The organism is Streptomyces sp. DH24 (assembly GCF_029813775.1).
Lineage (GTDB): Bacteria > Actinomycetota > Actinomycetes > Streptomycetales > Streptomycetaceae > Streptomyces.
In genome coordinates this window covers 124843-144463 of sequence record NZ_JARVKW010000012.1, presented here as the reverse complement: position 1 = coordinate 144463, position 19621 = coordinate 124843, and the positions used below count along the sequence as shown (strand labels likewise).

Genomic DNA, 19621 nt, shown 5'->3' with positions numbered 1-19621 from the left:
ACGTGCTGGAGGGATCGGGATTCAGCCTTGCCGAATCACCAGTCTGCCACCCTGCCGCTGGACGACGACTTTGCCGGGGAGGTTGATGGCTCCCTGGCCGCGCCAGCCGGTGATCAGCCGGTCGACTTCCTCGATGTGCCGGGCGAACAGCGAACCGGCCGGCGCGCCCGCGTCGATGGCGGCGCGGCGCAGGATGCGGCGGCGTACGGCGGGCGGCAGGGCGTAGAGCTTGGCGCACTCCAGACGGCCGGCGGCGTCCCGTACGGAGTCCTCGGCCTGGCGGGCCCAGGCGTCGAGGGCGTCGGCGTCGTCGCGGGAGAGCTGGGCGGTGCGGGCGAGGGCCTCGACGACGCCCTTGCCGAGGGCCTTCTCCAGGGCGGGCAGGCCTTCGTGGCGGAGCCGGGACCGGGTGTAGGCGGGGTCGGCGTTGTGCGGGTCGTCCCAGACGGGGAGGGACTGGACCATGCAGGCCTTGCGGGCGGTCTGCCGGTCGAGCTGGAGGAAGGGGCGCCGGTAACGGCCGTCGGCCCCCGAGACCGCGGCCATGCCGGACAGGGAGCGGATGCCGGAGCCGCGGGCGAGGCCGAGCAGGACGGTTTCGGCCTGGTCGTCGCGGGTGTGGCCGAGGAGGACGGCGGCGGCGCCGTGGCGTTCGGCGGTGGCGTCGAGGGCGGCGTAGCGGGCGTCGCGGGCGGCGGCTTCGGGGCCGCCTTCGCGGCCGACGGTGACGGCGACGGCGTCGACGGGGTCGAGCCCGAGGCCGCGCAGGCGCAGCACGACTTCGTCGGCGCGCAGGTCGGAGCCGGGCTGGAGGCCGTGGTCGACGGTGACGCCGCCGGCGCGGACGCCGAGTCTGGGGGCTTCGAAGGCGAGGGCGGAGGCGAGCGCCATGGAGTCGGCGCCGCCGGAGCAGGCGACGAGCACGAGCGGGGACGGCGGGCGCTCGTGGACGGCGGTGGTGGTGGCGGCAGGCGTGCGGCCGGTGCCGGCCGCGCTGCCGACGTCGGCCGTGGTGCCGCTGCCGGGGGTGGGGCGGTTGTGTTCGGTCAGGATGTCGTGGAGCACGCGGCGGACCGCCAGGCGTATCGCCGCGACCGCAGGATGGGGACCCATGTCCGGTTCCCTTCATGAAGTTTCGGGGGTGAGCCCGAGGCCGGTCACTCAGAGTGTGTAGATGGTGACAGAACCGGGCTGTTCCCCGAGCATTGCACGCCTACCCATGGCTCACGGTCCCTCGGACGGGTGATTGAAGGGGCGTTCGCCTGCCGTCGGCCGGTTTCGTTTCACGACTGCTCCGGCGTGTTCACGCCTCGGGCCTGCCGTGCATCCGCGCGATCCAGTCCGCCGGTTTGGCGATCTCCGCCTTGGTGGGGAGGGTGTTCGGGGAGGTCCACACGCGGTTGAAGCCGTCCATGCCGACCTGGTCGACCACGGCCCGCACGAAGCGTTCGCCGTCGCGGTACTGCCGGAGCTTGGCGTCCAGGCCGAGCAGCTTGCGCAGGGCCAGGTCCAGCCGCGAGGCTCCCTTGGCGCGCCGTTGCTGGAACTTCTCGCGGATCTCCGCGACGGTCGGCACGACCTCGGGCCCGACGCCGTCCATGACGAAGTCGGCGTGGCCCTCCAGCAGGGACATCACGGCGGTCAGGCGGCCGAGGATCTCGCGCTGGGCGGGGGTCTGCACGATCTCCACGAGGGACCGTCCGTCGTCGCCCTCCTCGCCCTCGGGCCGGCCGCCGGCGAGGGTCTGGGCGGCCTCGCGGACGCGCTCCAGGACGGTCATGGGGTCGACGTCGGTCTCGCTCAAAAACGACTGGATTTCGCCCTCGAGGTGGTCGCGCAGCCAGTGCACGGACGAGAACTGCGTGCGGTGGGTCTCCTCGTGCAGGCAGACCCAGAGCCTGAAGTCGTGGGGCTGGACGTCGAGTTCGCGTTCGACGTGCACGATGTTCGGGGCGACGAGCAGGAGCCGTCCGGCGCCGTTCTCACCCGCGGGCAGACCGCGGGCGGGCGGGGCGAACGTCTCGTACTGGCCGAGGACGCGGGACGCCAGGAACGACAGCAGCATGCCGAGTTCCACGCCGGTGACCTTGCCGCCGACGGCGCCGAGGACCGCGCCGCCGGGGCCGTTGCCGCGCCGCTCCTGCATCTTGTCGAGGAGGGGCTTGAGGAGTTCCCGGAAACCGGCGACGTTCGCCCGGACCCAGCCGGGGCGGTCGACGACGAGGATCGGGGTGTCGTGGGTCTCCTCGGTGCCCATCCGGGTGAAGCCCCGGACGTGCTCCTCCGAGGCCTTGGCATGCCGGCGAAGTTCCGCGACGACGGCCCTGGCCTCGTCGCGGGTGACTTCCGGACCCGGCCGCACGAGCCGGGTCGCGGTCGCCACCGCGAGGTTCCAGTCGACCATCTCCGCACCACGGATGCTCGTCATGCGTCAACCGTACGTGAGCGTTCCCACTTGGGGCAGGCGGCGCGGGACGGCCGTCGGCCCGCGGGGCGCCCGGCGACGCCGACCGCGCCCGCTCCTCCGCCTCGCGGAACGACTGCCGTCGAGGGGGGACCTGGCCCGGCTGCCCGCGGCGGGGCTGCTCAGCGGCAGCCGCAGGACGCCAGTGCCGACGCCGCCCTGTCCAGGGCCGCCTGGGCCGCGCCCGGGTTCGTCGTCCCCGTGGTCAGGAAGGCGAAGGCCAGCACCCGGCCGCCCCGGTCGACCACCGTGCCGGCCAGGGCGTTGACCCCCGTCAGCGTGCCCGTCTTGGCGCGCACGAAGCCCGCCGCGCCGTCCTCGTAGCGGCTGGTCAGGGTGCCCGTGAAGCCGGCGACCGGGAGGCCGGTGAGGGCCGGGCGCAGTTCGGGGTGGTCGGGGTCGGCCGCCGTGACGAGGAGGGCGGTGAGCAGGTTCGCGGTGAGGCGGCCGGCGCGGTCCAGGCCGCTGCCGTCCTTGATGTCGGTGCCGGAGACGGGCAGGCCGAGCCGGTCCAGCTGGGCGCGGACGGCGACGCCGGCGCCGGCGAGGTCGGCGCGTTCGCCGGTCGCGACGGCGGTGTGCCGGGCGAGGGCCTCGGCGATGTCGTTGTCGCTGTGGGTCAGCATCCGTTCGACCAGGGCGGACAGCGGGGGCGAGGAGACGGCGGCGAGGGACTCGGCGCGGCCGGTGGCCTTGGAGGGGCCGGGCGGCGTGGTCTTGATGCCGCGGTCCTTCAGGAGGTCGCCGAAGCGGCGGGCGGCGTCCGCGGCGGGGTCGGGCACGCGCGGTGCGGGGCCGCGGGTCGAGTCGTCCGTGCGGGCCTCGTCCAGCATCAGGGGGGTCACGGCGGCGAGGTTGTCGTTGACCCCGATCGGGTGGAGTTCGGGGCCCGCGTAGAGCGTGGTGTCGTAGGACAGCGTGACCTCGCGCAGGCCGCGTTCGGTCAGGGCGGCGGCGGTACGGTCGGCGAGGGTGCGCAGGCTCGCGTTGCCGTTGGCCTCCTCGCGGGCGGTGAGGGTGGGGTCGCCGCCGCCGACCAGGACGAGTTCCCCGGTGTCGGGTTCGAGGGCGGCGCGGGTGGTGAGGCGGTGGTCGGGGCCCATCGCGGAGAGCGCGGCCACGGCGGTGGCGATCTTGGTGGTGGAGGCGGGGGTGAGCGCCGCGCCGACGCCGACGCCGTAGAGCCGCTTGCCGGTGGTCACGTCGACCACGGCGGCGGAGCGCCGCGGGCCGAGCGCCGGGTCCTTCAGGATCGGCTCCAGGACGTCCGTGAGTGCCCTGCCGTCAGGGGTGTCGGGAGCGGCCTGCACGGTGGTGCCGGCGCCGAGGCCGGCCAGGACGGTGGCGGCGCTGGGCGCGGGCCCCGGTTCCCGGGAGGCGGGGTCGCCGCCGTGATCTGCGCCACCCGTCGACCCCCACGCGGCCGCCCGGTCCCGCTCGGCCGTACGCTGACCCGAGGAGTCCCAGGGACCGGCGGCGGTCACCACACCGGCGGCGAGCGCCAGTCCGGCGGTCGCGGCGAGCGCGGTGTACTGCCAGGTCCTCGTGATCCTTGTGAGCTGCGGTTTCGTGGTCGTCGCAAGCCGTGCGACCCGCGGCCCGGCGGCCGCGGCGGCGCGTGCGAGACGCGGTCGTACGGCGCCCACGAGACGCGCCACATGCGGTCTCGCGGATCGCCAAGGCCTCAGCTCTGGCACGACACCAGCCCCTTTCGCGATCACACACGTGCGTGAGGGACACTTAACCACCAGAACTATGTGCTGATCATGGAGGAGCCACCGGTGGAGTTCGACGTCACGATCGAGATTCCGAAGGGTTCGCGGAACAAGTACGAGGTGGACCACGAGACCGGTCGTATCCGCCTGGACCGCCGACTCTTCACCTCGACCAGCTACCCGGCCGACTACGGCTTCGTCGAGAACACCCTCGGCGAGGACGGCGACCCGCTGGACGCGCTGGTCATCCTGGACGAGCCGACCTTCCCCGGCTGCCTCATCCAGTGCCGCGCGATCGGCATGTTCCGCATGACCGACGAGGCGGGCGGCGACGACAAGCTGCTGTGCGTCCCGGCGCACGACCCGCGTGTGGAGCACCTGCGCGACATCCACCACGTGTCCGAGTTCGACCGCCTGGAGATCCAGCACTTCTTCGAGGTCTACAAGGACCTTGAGCCCGGCAAGTCGGTCGAGGGCGCCAACTGGGTGGGCCGCACGGACGCCGAGGCGGAGATCGAGCGGTCCTACAAGCGCTTCAAGGAGCAGGGCGGCCACTGAGCCTCCCGACGCCCCTGCCGCCGGACGGGCCGCACGCGCACGCGTGCGGCCCGTTTCGCGTTCACACACGCGTGCGGACCGTTTTCGCGTCCGGCACGCGTGCGGTGTTTCGCCTGCACAGGCGCGTGATACTCGTCGCGTTCGTGTGCGCATACTGAGGCGTACCGGAGGTGACGTTCAGGGAGCGCTGCACAAGTGACGGACGCGGAGGACCGCAAGCCGCAGTCGGACGAGGCCAGGAGCAGCTTCACGCCTCCTTCCGGGCCGGCGGTGCCACCGGTCGACAACGAGTCGTCGACGACGTCGGAGTTCGCGATCCCGGACGGTCTGGCCGTCCCGGGCAGCGGCACGGAGTCGGAGGTGACCTCCGAGTTCGCCGTGCCGGACGGGCTCGACGTGTCGGCGCCGGCCGAGTCGGAGGGCTCGGCGTTCAGCACGCCGCGCACCTACAGCGCCCGGCACGCCCCGCCCGCCTTCACCCCGCCGAGCGGCATACCGGTCGTCAGCCTCACCAAGGACGTGCCGTGGCAGGACCGCATGCGCACGATGCTGCGCATGCCGGTGGCCGAGCGGCCCGCGCCGGAGCTGGTGCACAAGACGGAGGACGACACCGGTCCGGCCGTCCCGCGCGTGCTCGACCTCACCCTGCGTATCGGGGAGCTGCTGCTGGCGGGCGGTGAGGGAGCCGAGGACGTGGAGGCGGCGATGTTCGCCGTGTGCCGCTCCTACGGCCTGGACCGCTGCGAGCCGAACGTCACGTTCACGCTGCTGTCGATCTCGCACCAGCCGTCCCTGGTGGACGACCCGGTGACGGCGTCCCGCACGGTGCGCCGCCGGGGCACCGACTACACGCGGCTCGCGGCCGTGTACCAGCTGGTGGACGACCTGTCCGACGCGGAGACCCACATCTCCCTGGAGGAGGCCTACCGGCGGCTGGCGGAGATCCGCCGCAACCGGCACCCCTACCCCACGTGGGTGCTGACCTCGGCGAGCGGACTGCTCGCGGGGGCGGCCTCCGTGCTCGTCGGCGGTGATGTGATCGTGTTCGTCGCGGCCGTGATCGGCGCGATGCTCGGCGACCGGCTGGCGTGGCTGTGCGCGGGGCGCGGGCTGCCGGAGTTCTACCAGTTCACGGTGGCCGCGATGCCGCCGGCCGCGATGGGCATCGCGCTGACGCTGGCGCACGTGGACGTGAAGGCGTCCGCGGTCATCACCGGTGGGCTGTTCGCGCTGCTGCCCGGGCGGGCGCTGGTGGCGGGCGTGCAGGACGGTCTGACCGGCTTCTACATCACCGCCGCGGCCCGTCTGCTGGAGGTCATGTACTTCTTCGTCGGCATCGTCGTCGGCGTGCTGGTGGTGCTGTACTTCGGCGTGAAGCTGGGCGCCCAGCTCAATCCGGACGCGGCGCTGAGCGTCTACGAGCGGCCGCTGGTGCAGATCGGCGCGTCGATGCTGCTGTCGCTGACGTTCGCGGTGCTGCTCCAGCAGGAACGGTCCACCGTGCTGCTGGTGACCCTCAACGGCGGCGTCGCGTGGTCCGTGTACGGCGCGATGCACTACGCGGGAGGGATCTCGCCGGTGGCCTCCACGGCGGCGGCGGCCGGTCTGGTGGGGCTGTTCGGGCAGTTGCTGTCCCGGTACCGGTTCGCTTCCGCGCTGCCGTACACGACGGCGGCGATCGGACCGCTCCTGCCGGGTTCCGCGACGTACTTCGGTCTGCTGGCGATCTCGCAGAACGAGCTGGACGCGGGGCTGCTGTCGATCACGAAGGCCGTGGCGCTGGCCATGGCCATCGCGATCGGGGTGAACCTCGGGTCGGAGATCTCCCGGCTGTTCCTGCGGGTCGGCTCGGCGGGCCAGCGGCGGGCCGCCAAGCGGACCCGGGGCTTCTGACGCCTCGGGTCCTCCGGCCGGCTCGCGGTGTTGCTCAGTACCCCTCGTTGTACGGGTACTGGCCGTTCTGCCCGCCGTAGCCCTGCGGGTACTGGGGGGCGTACGGCTGCTGCTGGGGCTGCTGGGCCTGGTGGGCCTGCTGAGGCTGCTGGCCGTAGTACTGCTGGTCGTACGGCTGCTGCGGGTGCTGGGGCTGCTGCGGGTGAGGCTGGTGCCGCTGCGGCTGGTGCTGCTGCGGCTGCCGGGCGTACGGGTCCTGGTGGGCCGGGGGGACGGCGCGCAGCTGCGTCGTGGCGTCATCCATCATCGGGGGCTGCTGCTGGGCGGCGGCCTGGTACGGGGCGGCGGCCGGGGCCTCGGCGGCGGCGCGCTTCTTCTTGCCGCGCTCGCGCAGGTACTCGACGATGATCGGGACGACCGAGAGCACGACGATCAGGACGAGGATCGCCTCGACGTTCGTCCGGATGAGCTCGATCTGGCCCAGCCAGTAGCCGGCGACCGTGACGCCCGTGCCCCAGGCGATGCCGCCGATGATGTTGTACGTGATGAACGTGCGGTACTTCATGCGGCCGGCGCCCGCGACGATCGGCGCGAAGGTCCGCACGATGGGCACGAAGCGGGCCAGCACGATGGCCTTCGGGCCGTACTTCTCCATGAACTCGTGGGCCTTCTCCAGGTTCTCCTGCTTGAACAGCCTGGAGTTGGGCCTGTTGAAGAGTCGCGGGCCGAAGAACTTGCCGATCATGTACCCGACCTGGTCGCCGATGACGGCGGCCAGGACGATGAGGAAGCACACCAGCCACAGCGGCTGGGTGATGTACTCGCCCTGGGCCACGAAGAGGCCCGCCGTGAACAGCAGCGAGTCGCCGGGCAGGAAGGCGAAGAGACCCGACTCGGCGAAGACGATCAGCAGGATGCCGGGGAGGCTGAAGGTCGAGATCAGGTAGTCGGGGCTGAGCCACTCGGGGCCGAGCGCAAGCGTGGTCACGGGAATGTGGCTCCTGCTGCTGAGGTACGGGCTGGGGCTGGCTGCCCAAAAGTATCAACGCAGCCGTCGCGACCCAGGTTCCAAGGGGCTCCCCAGAATGCCCTGTGCCCGGCCCAGGCCAAAGCCGTGCTGGTCCTGGGCCGGGCGGGGCACACCCGGAGCGCCGGTTTTACGCCGTGCGCCGGGCGGCGTTGGCGGTGATGGCGTCCCGCAGGTAGACCGCGAGACCCGGGCGGATCCTGTCGTAGGTCGCGGTGAACCGCGGGTCGGAGACGTACATGTCGCCGAGGCAGGTGTGCATCTCGTGCGAGCAGTCGTAGTACGTGCCCGAGATGAAGCGGCGGTGTTCCTCGGCGGTGTCCATGGCCTCCTCGGAGTCGGCCGGGGTGCCGGCCGCCATCAGGCCGGCCATGCGGCGGTGGATCGCGTCGAACTGCTCGGTGGCGCGTTTCCAGTCGTCCTTGGTGTACGAGGCGGTCCGCTCCCGGGACTGCCGGTAGGCGTCGGTGCCGCCCCAGCGTTCGCGCACCTCGTCCTCGTACTGATCCGGGTCGAAGTCGCCGAACACCTCGAACTTCTCCTCCGGCGTGAGGTTGATCCCCATCTTGCGTGCCTCCATGGCGTGCTCCACGGCCGCCGCCATCTTCCGCAGCTTCTCGATCCGGGCGGTCAGCAGGTCGTGCTGGCGGCGCAGGTGCGCGCGCGGGTCCGCGTCCGGGTCGTCGAGCAGGGCGGCGACCTCGTCGAGCGGGAAGCCGAGCTCGCGGTAGAACAGGATCTGCTGCAGCCGGTCGAGGTCGGCGTCGCTGTAGCGCCGGTGCCCCGCGTGGCTGCGCTCGCTCGGGGCGAGCAGGCCGATGTCGTCGTAGTGGTGCAGCGTGCGCACGGTCACGCCGGCGAACCCGGCCACCTGGCCCACCGAATAGCTCACTTCCGCTCCCTTCGGGTTGACGCCCTCAAGGCTGAGGCCTCACGCCGCGTGAGGTGCAAGCCGGAAGCGTCCTAACGGCTCAGCCGGGCGAACCGGCGGACCGCAAGGGGGAAGAACACCGCCAGCAGGACGAGCGGCCAGGCGACCGCCGCCCAGACGTGGCCGGATTCTCCCCCGGGGCCGGCGAACAGGTCCCGTACGGCCGTCGCCGTCTGGGACATCGGGTTCCACTGGACGGCCGTGCCGAGCCAGTCCGGCATGGACTCGGGTGCGGCGAACGCGTTGGACAGGAAGCCGACCGGCCAGATGAGGATCTGCACGGCCTGGACGAGTTCGGGCCTGCCCGCCACCAGGGCCAGGTGGATGCCGATCCACAGCATGGCGAACCGGAACAGCAGCAGCAGGCCGACGGCCCCCAGGAAGGCCCCGAGTCCGCCGCCGGCCCGCCAGCCGATCGCGTACCCGACGGCGATCATCGCCGCCAGCGCGAGCGCGGACTGGAGCATGTCGGCCGCCGAACGGCCCACCAGGACGGCCCCGTTGGCCATGGGCAGGGACCGGAACCGGTCGATCACGCCCTTGTTGAGGTCCTGCGTGACCGCCAGCATGGTCCCTTCCAGCCCGAACGCCATGGTCAGCGCCAGCATGCCGGGCACCAGGTAGTCGACGTAGTCGCCGTCGACGCCGCGTCCGCCGCCGACCAGGTGGCCGAACATCAGCAGCAGCATCACGGGGAAGACGAGGCCGACCAGCACCTGCACCGGCTGCCGTGCCCAGTGGGCGAGTTCACGGCGGGTCATGGTCCAGGAGTCGGTCAGGGCGTGCGCGGTCATGCGGCCTCCTTCACGCGTGCGTGCTCGTCGTTTCCGGTCAGCCGCAGGAACACCTCGTCCAGCGTCGGCCGGCGCAGCGCGATGTCCTCGGCGTCGATGCCGGCCTCCTCAAGGGCGCGTACGACGCCGGCCAGCGCCGTCATGCGGTCGGTGACGGGGGCGCTGAGCAGGCGGCGGTCGGCGTCCACGGACACCTCGTCCTTCGGTACGGGCAGCAGGGCGACGGCGGCGCCGAGCTGTCCCGCGTCGCGCAGGACGACGTCGATGCGGTCGGCGCCGAGGCGGGACTTGAGGCCGTCCGGTGTGCCCTCGGCGACGACCCGGCCGGCGTCGACGAGCGAGACGCGGTCGGCGAGCTGGTCGGCCTCCTCCAGGTACTGCGTGGTGAGCAGGACCGTCGTACCGCCGCCGACCAGGGAGCGGACCGCGGCCCACACCTCGGCGCGGCCACGCGGGTCGAGGCCGGTCGTGGGTTCGTCCAGGAACAGCACCTCCGGTTCGGTGATCAGGGACGCGGCCAGGTCGAGGCGGCGCCGCATGCCGCCGCTGTACTGCTTCACGGGCTTGCGCCCGGTGTCGGTCAGGCCGAAGCGCTCCAGCAGTTCGCCGGCGCGCACGCGCGCGTGGCGGGCGCCCAGGTGGTGGAGGCGGCCGAACAGCTCCAGGTTCTGCCGGCCTCCGAGCCCTTCGTCGAGCGCGGCGTGCTGGCCGAGCAGACCGATCCTCAGGCGCACGGCGTAGGCCTCGCTCACGACGTCGTGCCCTGCCACCTCGACCCGGCCCGCGTCGGGCCGCAGCAGGGTGGCCAGGACCCGGACCAGGGTCGTCTTGCCCGCGCCGTTGGGTCCCAGCACGCCGTGCACCGTGCCGCGCGCGACGCGCAGGTCGAGCCCGTCCAGCGCGTCCCTGCCCGCTTTGCCGCCGTACCTCTTGCGTGCCCCTTCGACGGTGATCACCGCGTCGGCCACAGATTCTCCCTCGTTAGTCAAACTTGACTACTTGCCCGAAAGGTAACTCCGCACCTGCGGTTAGTCAAACTTGATTAGCGGTCGTCCCCGGGATGCCGTTCCGGCGTCGCGTACGGGTTCTCCTCGCCCTCCCGGAGCACCCCGACGAACGGCTCGCCCTCCCCCGCGAAGGTGTACGCCCCGCCCTCGATCCGCCCGATCAGTCCCCGGGCCCACTCGGCCTCGGCGTCGGCCGTGTGGACCCAGAGGTTCATGATCTCCCCGATGTGGCCCAGCTGTTCGGGGCCGCTGTCGGGCACGTAGTGCTCGGTGACGGCGGCCCGCCACTCCGCGATGCGCCGGGTCCGCTCCTTCAGGAGCGCCACCGCCTCGTCCCTGGGCAGGTCGACGATGAAGCCGACGGCCGCGGACTTCACGTCCGTCTTCTCGTCGTGGGCGACAAGGGCCTCGCGCAGCAGCGTGAAGAACTCCTCGTCGCCCGCCGGCGTGATCTCGTACTCGGTGCGCGGCGGCCCGCCGGCGGTGGACGGCGCGATCTCGTGCGCGTGCAGCAGCCCTTGCTTCGCCATCTGCTTCAGGGCGTGGTAGATCGAGCCGGGCTTGGCGCTGGACCACTCGTGCGCGCCCCAGTACTCCAGGTCGTTGCGCACCTGATAGCCGTGGGCCCTCCCGTGCTGGCGCACCGCGCCGAGCACGAGGAGACGGATCGCTGACATGCCGTCCACATTAGGCCGCGCGGCCCCGTCGCCTGGACATCACCCCCAGGATGTGCCCTGCTCCATCGCGACCAGTTCGAAGGCGGTCTTGCCGTCCAGGGACTCGCGGACGATGTCGGCGTGACCGGCGTGCCGGGCCGTCTCGCGGATCAGGTGCAGGACCAGCCAGCGCACGGAGACGCGGCCCTCGGGCGGGAACCAGGGCTGGTCGGGCAGCGCGAAGGTGTCGTCGAGACTCGGCACCGCGCGGACGTACGCCTCCGTCTCCGCAGCGACCTTCTCCCAGTACGCGAGCCGGTCCTGAAGGGTCTCGCCCTCCATCAGCCGGAAGCACTCGTGCCAGTTCGACGGGTCGCGCCGGACGGCCGGCTCCTCGCCCCTGGCGCGGGCCAGCCAGCCCTGCTCGACCTCGGCGACGTGCTTGACCAGCCCGCCCAGGGACAGCTCACTGGCGCTGGGCGTGGCCGAGGCCTGCTCGTCGGTCAGTCCCAGTGCGGCACGGCGGATCGCGCCGCGCTGCTCGGCGAGGAAGGAGAGCAGCGCGCCCCGCTCGTCGCCGTGGGCCTCCGCGGGAACGTGAGTGACCATGACCGGCCTGCCTTTCGTCGGAATCCGGCACCTCTTGCCTGACACCGACGAAGCTACGGGCCATCGAGGTCAGATCCTGTCCTCGACGGCCCGTGGTGCTGACGTAACTGGCGCTCAGAACGGGAACGCGCTGCGGCCGTGCTGCACGGAGATCCACTTCTGCGTCGTGAACGCCTCCAGCGTCGCCTCGCCATTGAGGCGGCCGACACCGGAGTGCTTCTCGCCGCCGAAGGGCACGATCGGCTCGTCGTGCACGGTGGCGTCGTTCACGTGGAACATGCCCGTGTCGATCTGCTTGGCGAAGTTCACACCGCGCTCGATGTCACCGGTGTGGACGGCGCCGCTCAGCCCGTACCGGGTGTCGTTGACGATGCGTACCGCCTCCTCCTCGCCGTCGAACGGGATGAGGAAGGCGACCGGTCCGAAGACCTCCTGCTGGAGCAGCGCCGAGTCGGCGGCGATGCCGGTGAGGACGGACGGCTCGACCAGGTTGTCGGTGGCCGTGCCGCGCAGCAGGGCCGTGGCGCCCTCGGCGACGGCCTGCTCGACGACGCCCGAGAGGGCGTCGGCCTGCGAGGAGTTGATCACCGGGCCGATGACGGTCTCCGGGTCGCGCGGGTCACCGGTCTTGAGGGTCTTGACCTTGGCGACGAACTTCTCGGTGAACTCGTCCGCGACGGACGCGTCCACCAGGACCCGGTTGGCGGCCATGCAGACCTGCCCCTGGTGCAGGAACCGGCTGAAGACCGCCGCGTCGACCGCGTAGTCGAGGTCCGCATCGTCCAGGACCACCAGGGCGCTGTTGCCGCCCAGTTCGAGCACCGAGCGCTTGAAGTTCCTGGCGCAGACGGTGGCGACGTGCCGGCCGACCTTGTCGGAGCCGGTGAACGAGATGACCTTGGGCACCGGGTGTTCGAGGAAGGCGTCGCCGATCTCGGCGATGTCCGTGACGACGACGTTGAGCAGACCGGCGGGCAGGCCCGCGTCCTCGAAGATCTTCGCGAGCAGGGTGCCGCCGGCGATCGGGGTGTTCTGGTGCGGCTTGAGGACCACGGCGTTGCCGAGCGCGAGCGCCGGGGCGACCGACTTGAGCGACAGCAGGAAGGGCACGTTGAACGGGCTGATCACGCCGACGACGCCGACCGGGACGCGGTAGACGCGGTTCTCCTTGCCGTCGATCGGCGAGGGGATGATCCGGCCCTCGGGGCGCAGCGCCACGTGGATCGCCTCGCGCATGAACTCCTTGGCGAGGTGCAGCTCGAAGTAGGCCTTGCCGACCGTGCTGCCGAGCTCGGTGACGAGCACCTCGGCGATCTCCTGCTCGCGCTCCTCGATCAGCCGCAGCGCCTTCTCGAACACCGTCCGGCGAGCGTAGGGGTTGACCTTCGCCCACTCCTTCTGGGCGCGGGCCGCCACCCGGTACGCCTCGTCGACCTCGTCGACCGTGGCTATCGTGATCGACGCCAGCTTCTCGTCGTCGTAGGGATTGAAGTCGATGATGTCCCAGGAGCCGGTACCCGGGCGCCATTCACCGTCGATGTACTGCTGAGCCAGGTCGGTGAAGTAGGACGACATGTGATCCCTCAATCCCTTGCTGCCGAAGCAGACGAAGTCGACACCCGATCAACTTCACGGTCTGATCACACGTCATCGTACTTGTGTTTCAGGAGAGTTGAAGGAGCCCCCGGAGAAGGTCCCGGCTCTCGTCCGGCCCGGGGCTGTCGTGCTGGAGTTCCTTCAGCGCCTTCTCGTACTGGGCGACGTCCTCGGCCTTGTCGAGGTAGAGCGCGCTGGTGAGCTGCTCCAGGTACACGACGTCCGACAGGTCCGGCTCGGGGAAGCTGAGGATCGTGAACGCGCCACTCTCGCCGGAGTGCCCGCCGAAGCCGAACGGCATGACCTGCAGCCGCACGTTGGGCCGCTCGGAGACCTCGATCAGGTGCTGCAACTGGCCGCGCATCACGTCGCGGTCGCCGTAGGGGCGGCGCAGGGCGGCCTCGTCCAGGACGATGTGGAAGTCGGGCGCGCTCTCGTCGACGAGGTACTTCTGCCGCTCCATGCGCAGCGCCACGCGCCGCTCCACGTCGGCGTCGCTCGCCCCCTTCATGCCGCGCCGCACGACCGCGCGGGCGTACTCCGCCGTCTGCACCAGGCCGTGCACGAACTGCACCTCGTACGCCCGGATCAGCGACGCCGCGCCCTCCAGGCCGACGTAGGTGGGGAACCAGCTGGGCAGCACGTCGGAGTAACTGTGCCACCAGCCCGCGACGTTGGCCTCCTTGGCGAGGGCCAGCAGCGACGAACGCTCCTGCTCGTCCGTGATGCCGTACAGCGTCAGCAGGTCCTCGACGTCCCTCGTCTTGAAGCTCACCCGGCCCAGTTCCATCCGGCTGATCTTCGATTCCGAGGCGCGGATCGAGTAGCCCGCCGCCTCGCGCGTGATCCCCCGAGCCTCACGCAGACGCCTGAGTTGTGATCCGAGCAGCATGCGCCGCACCACCGATCCCGGCTCTCCCGCGCTCACCTTCGCCAGCCTCCCCAACCGTCTTCAGGTGCCGAAGTCTGCCACTAAAACACTCCGAGCAGTACTTGCCCGGTTACGGAAACGGAATCGCGCCAAAGAATTAGCACAAGAGGCGACAGGCGAGGGCACACAAGGGAGGGAAGTCGGACACCCGCCGACACGACGGGGCCGTGAAGATGACGGAAAAATTGACCAACAAGCGGCACGGGCAGGTCCATTTCGGTCACCTGCACGTGCATCTGCCCTTGCATCTGGTGTTCCCATCCGAAACCATGGTCCCCGCACCACCGCGCCGCATCGCCACGACCGCGAAATCCCGGGGGAGTGCCTCGCATGGGGACGAATGGATCGACCATGCTCCAGCCGTTACGGCAGGGCCTTCCGCCGCTCGACCCCGCGGCAGTGTCCAACGCCGCCTCCTGCGCCCTGCCCGCCCGCTTCGAAGCGGTGCGCGAGGCACGGCACTTCACGCGCAGAACCCTCGGCCAGTGGGACGCCGACGACCGGTTCGACGACGTGTGCCTGGTGGTCTCCGAGCTGGTGACCAACGCCCTGCGGCACGCCCTGCCCTCGAACACCCCGCGGGGGCCCGAGCAGAGTCCGCCCGTGCGGCTGCACCTGCTGCGCTGGACCGAGCGTCTGGTGTGCGCGGTGCGCGACCCCAGCATCGACAGTCCGGTGGCCGGCAACTCGGACGACTTCTCGGCCGAGTCGGGCCGCGGGCTGTTCCTCGTCCAGTCCTTCAGCGACAGCTGGGGCTGGCACCCGCTGGCCGGCACCCTCAACGGCAAGGTGGTCTGGGCGCTGTTCCGTCTGCCGGGGCCCGTCGACTGACGAACCGCCCCCCGCGCTCGCGCGGCACCCTTCACAGGTGGGCGCCGGGTGGCGGTCAGCCCCGGACCAGGTGGTCGAACTCGCCGTCCTTCACGCCCAGGAGCATCGCCTCGATCTCCGCGCGCGTGTAGACGAGAGCGGGCCCGTCCGGGAAGCGCGAGTTGCGCACCGCGACGTCGCCGCCGGGCAGCCGCGCGAACTCCACGCAGGAGCCCTGCGAGTTGCTGTGCCGGCTCTTCTGCCAGGCCACGCCGTGCAGCTGTGTGGCGGCGATGCCGTTGTACACGCCGGACGCGTCGTGGGCGTCGTGCACGTCGTGGTCCACAGGTCGCTCCCCGGTGATGCACTGGCTGGTGAGGCCATTGATGCAGTGGTCAACTGTCCCGGATCATAGCTGTGTTTCAAGTGCAATCGCATGAGCAGATGCACGTGCACGCGGGGTTATCCTGCGGTTACACCTCGGACCACGCGGCTCGGCCTGTGTTGCTGCGTTTGCCCGGACCACCCGATTCGAATCCCCCGGGCACGAGGAAAGACGCACAGCACCGCCTCCGTGTTCCGTCCCCGGCCGATCATCCGGCAGGAGCCGCGCCTCACCCGCCCCTGCCGACAACAGAAGGCGGGAGCCGCCCCACACGTTCTCACGTAAGGAGGCTCCCGCCCGTTCACTAAAGGTCAGCGATCGGCGTACGGCAGCAGCGCCATCTCGCGCGCGTTCTTGATCGCCCGGGCCAACTGCCGCTGCTGCTGCGCCGACACGCGGGTGACGCGCCGACTGCGGATCTTGCCGCGGTCGGAGATGAACCTCCGCAGCAGGTCGGTGTCCTTGTAGTCGATGTACGTGATGCCTGCCTGATCCAGGGGATTGGGCCGGGCCTTGACGGGCTTGCGGTCGCTCTTGCGGGGCATGGCGGGGTCAGACCTCCAGGAGGGTGTCGAAGGCGGGCGGGAGCCGCTTCCAGGCGTCGCGCCCGGCGGCGTACTCGGCGTCGGTCAACAGGCAGGACTCCAGGAGCCGTTCCAGCCCATCGCGGTCGAGGCCGGGGGACGTGAAGACGAGGTGCTGGCAGCAGTCGCCGTGCTCGGGGTGCCAGTCCAGCGCGGCGGCGGCCCGGCGCACCGGCGGCACCATCTCCCAGGCCGCGTCCGGCAGCGCGGCGAGCCAGGGCCCCGCGCTCTCCACGCACAGGGCGCCGCCGGCCGCGTCCCAGTGCAGCAGCACGTCCGGCTTGTCGGCGAGCCAGAACCGGCCCCGGCTGCGGGCCGCGGCGCAGGTCAGGTCCTCCAGCGCCTCGTACAGCCGGCCCGGGTGGAAGGGGCGGCGCCGGTGCCAGACCAGCGTGGCCACGCCGTGCGCGTCGGCGTCGGCGGGCAGCAGCGCGCACGCCGGATGCTGGGCGGCGGCCGCCGCCTCCACGTCGAAACCGGCGAGGGCGGCACGGGCCAACGGCGAGTGCTCGCCCGCTGGTTCACCGTCCCCGATCGGCACCGTACGGGCCGTCGGATGCAGTTGGGCGAGCAGTTCCCGGTCCTCGTCGTCGGCCTCCGGTGAGTCGAGGACGGCAAGGACGGGCGCGTACTCCAGCTGGCGCGCGAAGGTGTCGGCGACCGTGCGCTGATCGGTGGCCGCCGCGGCGAGACCGCCCTCGGCGAGGTCGTCGCCGTTGCCGAGGTAGGGCAGCACCAGCGCCGGGTCGACGGCCGTGAGCACACCGGTGACGGTGAGCCCGCCGGCCGTGACCACCTCCGCCATGGCCTTCGGCTCGACGGAGTCCCACAGTTCGACCACCGCGAGCCGGGTGTCACCCGCGTCCCTGAGGCGGACCAGCTCCGGCACCAGGTCCTCGCGCAGGGCGCAGCAGGCGCAGTCGTTGACGAGCGGCGCCTCACCGGCGCTGACGACGCCGCGCGCGTCGCGGACGGTCCGTACGACCGTGCCCGCTGCGGCCGTCGCCAGGTCGTGGTGGAGGGCGACGCTGCCGGGCACGTCGGCCAGCAGCCGCGCCACGGCCGCCTTGCGGGCGTCGGCGTGCAGACCGCCGACGATCACGACGGGGAGCTCGGGCACCGGGTCAGCCCCGCTTCCCGTACCGGCGCTCGAAGCGCTCGACGCGGCCCGCGGTGTCCAGGACGCGCGCGGTGCCCGTGTAGAAGGGGTGGCTGACGTTCGAGATCTCGACGTCGACGACCGGGTAGGTGTTGCCGTCCTCCCACTCGATCGTGCGGTCGCTCGTCATGGTCGAGCGGGTGAGGAAGGCGTAGTCGGCCGCCTTGTCGCGGAAGACGACGGGACGGTAGTCCGGGTGGATTCCCTTGCGCATGACGGCTGTTCAGCGCTCCTCTCGGAAGTCGACGTGCCGGCCGGCGACCGGGTCGAACTTGCGCAGGATCAGGCGGTCCGGGTCGTTGCGGCGGTTCTTGCGGGTCACGTAGGTGTAGCCGGTCCCGGCCGTGGACCGGAGCTTGATGACCGGCCGGAGTTCGTTGCGTGCCATGCTGCTATCTTACTGAAAATGAATTCCATTTACACAAGCTGAGCAGAGAGGTACGTCACCACCCATGTCCGCCCACTGCATGCTGACCGGGGCCCGGCCGGGCTTCGGCAACCGCATCTCGCACTCCCACCGGCGCACCTCACGCCGGTTCGACCCCAACATCCAGACCAAGCGGTACTGGCTGCCGAGCGAAGGCCGCCACGTGCGCCTGCGGCTGAGCGCCAGGGGCATCAAGACCGTCGACACGATCGGCGTCGAGGCCGCCGTCGCCCGCATCCGCGCGCGGGGGGTGAAGGTCTGATGGCCAAGAAGAGCAAGATCGCGAAGAACGAGAAGCGGCAGGAGATCGTCGCGCGGTACGCCGCGCGCCGCGCCGAGCTGAAGGAGATCATCCGCCGCCCGTCGTCGTCGGAGGCCGAACGCCTGGCCGCGCAGGCGGAGTTGCGCAGGCAGCCGCGCGACGCGAGCGCCACGCGCGTACGCAACCGGGACCAGGTGGACGGGCGCCCGCGCGGCTACTTCCGGACGTTCGGACTGTCCCGCGTCTCCCTGCGGTCACAGGCGCATGCGGGGTACTTGCCGGGGGTGCGGAAGTCGTCCTGGTGAGGTGGGGCCGGGCGTGAGGTGAGGGGAGGGTGGCGCCTGTGCGGTTGGGGTCGAGGGGCCTGAGTTGCGGGCGTTGCCGGGAGGGCCGGTAAGAGGCTCCCTGCCCGGGCCAGACCGGCGTATCCGGCGTTTCCCGGAGGGTCCTTGCGGGTGCTGGTAGCTTGCGGCCACCGGGCCGACGGGCTCGATCCGGGCCGGGTCCGCGGGCTCGCCCCGGGCCACCGGCTACAGCTTGGGAGTTCCAGTGACTTCGCCGACCTTCTCGCGCCTCTCGCGCCTTTCAGGTGGCTCACGCCCCTCGCCTCGCTCGCGCACCGTGTCACGCCGGCCGCTGCGGGCCGCGGCCGCGGGGCTGGCCGGCGCGCTCGCGCTGACCGCGTGCAGCGACGGCGGTGACGGCGGCGGCGCCGACAAGGCGTCGGACACACCCTCCGCATCGGCGCCCGCCGGCGACGGCGACGGCGGCGCGAGTGACGGCGCGTCGGCGTCCGCCACCCCCGGCGGGCTGGAGGGCAGCTGGCTCGCCACGACCGACGGCAAGGCCGTGGCCCTGGTGATCAACGGCACGCAGGCCGGGCTGTTCGCGACGGGCGGCACCGTGTGCAGCGGCACCGCCGAGGAGCAGTCGATCCGTCTCAAGTGCGCGGACGGCGACAAGGACCGGTCCAACGGCACGGTCGGCACCGTGAACGCGACGAAGCTGACGGTGACCTGGCAGGGAACCCTCGGCGAGGAGACGTACACCAGGTCCGAGGGCGGGAAGCTGCCGACGGGGCTGCCCACGGCGGGGCTGGGGTCGTAGAGCCGCCGACGGCGTTTCGGCGGACCCGGGCGACCGGTCCACCGCCCGGTGCGTGATGATCCACGGGCACCGTCAACGACCGAGCACCCTGGGGACCTCTCATGCGCACCACGGCGATCACCGTCACCGCCTTCACCGCGGCCCTCCTCCTCACCGCCTGCGGCAGCGGGGGCGACGGCGGTGAGGGCGACGGCAAGGCGGCAGCCACGACCGGGGGCGGTACGGCCTGCCGGATCGGCGAGGTCGATGTCGAGGTCGGCCCCGCGAACGCCGCGCCCGCCGCCGGGGACACCGGCAACATCCCCGTCAACATCACGAACAAGGGCGCCAGTTGCACCCTGGACGGCCTGCCCGGCGTGGATGTCTCGACCGGCAGCGAGTCCGTCGAGGTCCCCGCGCAGCAGGGCGCCAAGGCGCAGAAGCTGACGCTCGCCGAGGGACAGTCCGCGTCGTTCACGATCACGTACGTGCGCGGTGAGGAGGGCGCCGCGGACAGCCTCGCGGCCGACACCCTGAAGATCACGCTGCCCGGCGACTCCGACGACCGCGGCTTCCCGTGGACGTACGGCCCGATCGCCGGCACGAGCGCCGCCGACATCTCCGTGGGCGCCTTCCAGCAGGCCGGGGACTGAGCGTTCTCGACACCGCAGGCCGGGGCGGGCGGACGGCCGTGACCGCAGGCCCGTCCGGACAGGCGGACGGCACC

The 19621-nt window shown here is 71.6% G+C and carries 23 protein-coding genes; 7 read left to right on the top strand and 16 right to left on the bottom strand.

What is annotated here, in order from left to right; all coding sequences use genetic code 11:
* Nucleotides 1-21: 21 nt before the first annotated feature.
* From tilS to dacB, 3 genes are all read right to left on the bottom strand, one after another.
* Complete coding sequence (gene tilS, locus QC282_RS12835) at nt 22-1113, bottom strand: tRNA lysidine(34) synthetase TilS (protein ID WP_279549425.1); 1092 nt, start codon at nt 1111-1113, stop codon at nt 22-24.
* A 190-nt stretch (nt 1114-1303) separates the two neighbouring features.
* Nucleotides 1304-2428, bottom strand: coding sequence for a zinc-dependent metalloprotease (locus tag QC282_RS12830; RefSeq protein ID WP_279549424.1), 1125 nt, complete (start codon nt 2426-2428; stop codon nt 1304-1306).
* A 158-nt stretch (nt 2429-2586) separates the two neighbouring features.
* The gene (gene dacB, locus QC282_RS12825; RefSeq protein WP_279549423.1) at nt 2587-4110 is read right to left on the bottom strand and encodes a D-alanyl-D-alanine carboxypeptidase/D-alanyl-D-alanine-endopeptidase; all 1524 of its coding nucleotides are present in this window, start codon (nt 4108-4110) and stop codon (nt 2587-2589) included.
* A 135-nt stretch (nt 4111-4245) separates the two neighbouring features.
* On the opposite strand from dacB, the gene QC282_RS12820 reads away from it, so the two are divergent.
* Both QC282_RS12820 and QC282_RS12815 read left to right on the top strand, forming a co-directional pair.
* Nucleotides 4246-4737 (top strand): inorganic diphosphatase, encoded by a 492-nt coding sequence (locus QC282_RS12820; RefSeq protein WP_003991985.1) that lies wholly within the window; start codon nt 4246-4248, stop codon nt 4735-4737.
* Nucleotides 4738-4932: 195 nt separating this feature from the next.
* Complete coding sequence (locus QC282_RS12815) at nt 4933-6630, top strand: threonine/serine exporter ThrE family protein (protein ID WP_279549422.1); 1698 nt, start codon at nt 4933-4935, stop codon at nt 6628-6630.
* A gap of 34 nt (nt 6631-6664) precedes the next feature.
* Here QC282_RS12815 and QC282_RS12810 read toward each other — a convergent pair whose 3' ends face one another.
* The 8 genes from QC282_RS12810 to QC282_RS12775 form a co-directional block, all read right to left on the bottom strand.
* Entirely contained in the window at nt 6665-7618 is a 954-nt protein-coding gene (locus QC282_RS12810) for a DedA family protein (RefSeq protein WP_279549421.1), read from the bottom strand.
* A 169-nt stretch (nt 7619-7787) separates the two neighbouring features.
* The gene (locus QC282_RS12805; RefSeq protein WP_279549420.1) at nt 7788-8549 is read right to left on the bottom strand and encodes a MerR family transcriptional regulator; all 762 of its coding nucleotides are present in this window, start codon (nt 8547-8549) and stop codon (nt 7788-7790) included.
* 71 nt (nt 8550-8620) lie between these two features.
* The gene (locus tag QC282_RS12800) at nt 8621-9382 is read right to left on the bottom strand and encodes an ABC transporter permease (RefSeq protein WP_279549419.1); all 762 of its coding nucleotides are present in this window, start codon (nt 9380-9382) and stop codon (nt 8621-8623) included.
* On the bottom strand, nt 9379-10350 hold the full coding sequence (locus QC282_RS12795) for an ATP-binding cassette domain-containing protein (protein ID WP_279549418.1): 972 nt from the start codon (nt 10348-10350) through the stop codon (nt 9379-9381). Before QC282_RS12795 ends, QC282_RS12800 begins: the two co-directional genes overlap by 4 nt.
* 74 nt (nt 10351-10424) lie before the next feature.
* A complete protein-coding gene (locus QC282_RS12790; RefSeq protein ID WP_279549417.1) occupies nt 10425-11066 on the bottom strand; it encodes a PadR family transcriptional regulator in 642 nt (213 codons plus the stop codon).
* 39 nt (nt 11067-11105) lie between these two features.
* Nucleotides 11106-11654, bottom strand: coding sequence for a DinB family protein (locus tag QC282_RS12785; protein ID WP_279549416.1), 549 nt, complete (start codon nt 11652-11654; stop codon nt 11106-11108).
* Between the two features lie 114 nt (nt 11655-11768).
* The gene (locus tag QC282_RS12780) at nt 11769-13229 is read right to left on the bottom strand and encodes an aldehyde dehydrogenase family protein (RefSeq protein WP_279549415.1); all 1461 of its coding nucleotides are present in this window, start codon (nt 13227-13229) and stop codon (nt 11769-11771) included.
* Between the two features lie 88 nt (nt 13230-13317).
* The gene (locus tag QC282_RS12775; protein ID WP_279549451.1) at nt 13318-14142 is read right to left on the bottom strand and encodes a helix-turn-helix transcriptional regulator; all 825 of its coding nucleotides are present in this window, start codon (nt 14140-14142) and stop codon (nt 13318-13320) included.
* 369 nt (nt 14143-14511) lie between these two features.
* On the opposite strand from QC282_RS12775, the gene QC282_RS12770 reads away from it, so the two are divergent.
* Complete coding sequence (locus tag QC282_RS12770; RefSeq protein WP_279549414.1) at nt 14512-15012, top strand: ATP-binding protein; 501 nt, start codon at nt 14512-14514, stop codon at nt 15010-15012.
* Between the two features lie 55 nt (nt 15013-15067).
* On the opposite strand, the gene QC282_RS12765 is transcribed toward QC282_RS12770, so the two are convergent.
* From QC282_RS12765 to rpmG, 5 genes are all read right to left on the bottom strand, one after another.
* Nucleotides 15068-15337 carry a DUF397 domain-containing protein gene (locus tag QC282_RS12765; protein ID WP_279549413.1) on the bottom strand — a complete coding sequence of 90 codons (270 nt, stop codon included), beginning with the start codon at nt 15335-15337 and terminating at the stop codon, nt 15068-15070.
* Nucleotides 15338-15687: 350 nt separating this feature from the next.
* Nucleotides 15688-15921 carry a 30S ribosomal protein S18 gene (gene rpsR / locus QC282_RS12760; protein ID WP_279549412.1) on the bottom strand — a complete coding sequence of 78 codons (234 nt, stop codon included), beginning with the start codon at nt 15919-15921 and terminating at the stop codon, nt 15688-15690.
* Nucleotides 15922-15928: 7 nt separating this feature from the next.
* Complete coding sequence (locus QC282_RS12755) at nt 15929-17080, bottom strand: GTP-binding protein (protein ID WP_279549411.1); 1152 nt, start codon at nt 17078-17080, stop codon at nt 15929-15931.
* Nucleotides 17081-17084: 4 nt separating this feature from the next.
* Entirely contained in the window at nt 17085-17333 is a 249-nt protein-coding gene (locus tag QC282_RS12750; RefSeq protein WP_279549410.1) for a type B 50S ribosomal protein L31, read from the bottom strand.
* A 9-nt stretch (nt 17334-17342) separates the two neighbouring features.
* Nucleotides 17343-17507, bottom strand: a complete 165-nt coding sequence (gene rpmG / locus QC282_RS12745) for a 50S ribosomal protein L33 (protein WP_279549409.1) — start codon at nt 17505-17507, stop codon at nt 17343-17345.
* Between the two features lie 64 nt (nt 17508-17571).
* Here rpmG and rpmB point away from each other — a divergent pair, with 64 nt between their 5' ends.
* The 4 genes from rpmB (at nt 17572) to QC282_RS12725 (ending at nt 19547) form a co-directional block, all read left to right on the top strand.
* Nucleotides 17572-17808, top strand: coding sequence for a 50S ribosomal protein L28 (rpmB, locus tag QC282_RS12740; RefSeq protein ID WP_279549408.1), 237 nt, complete (start codon nt 17572-17574; stop codon nt 17806-17808).
* Nucleotides 17808-18113, top strand: coding sequence for a 30S ribosomal protein S14 (gene rpsN, locus QC282_RS12735; RefSeq protein WP_279549407.1), 306 nt, complete (start codon nt 17808-17810; stop codon nt 18111-18113). The genes rpmB and rpsN overlap by 1 nt, the downstream gene beginning before the upstream one ends.
* Before the next feature lie 316 nt (nt 18114-18429).
* Nucleotides 18430-18915 carry a hypothetical protein gene (locus QC282_RS12730; protein WP_279549406.1) on the top strand — a complete coding sequence of 162 codons (486 nt, stop codon included), beginning with the start codon at nt 18430-18432 and terminating at the stop codon, nt 18913-18915.
* Nucleotides 18916-19016: 101 nt separating this feature from the next.
* Nucleotides 19017-19547 carry a DUF4232 domain-containing protein gene (locus QC282_RS12725; RefSeq protein WP_279549405.1) on the top strand — a complete coding sequence of 177 codons (531 nt, stop codon included), beginning with the start codon at nt 19017-19019 and terminating at the stop codon, nt 19545-19547.
* The last annotated feature ends 74 nt before the right edge of the window (nt 19548-19621 follow it).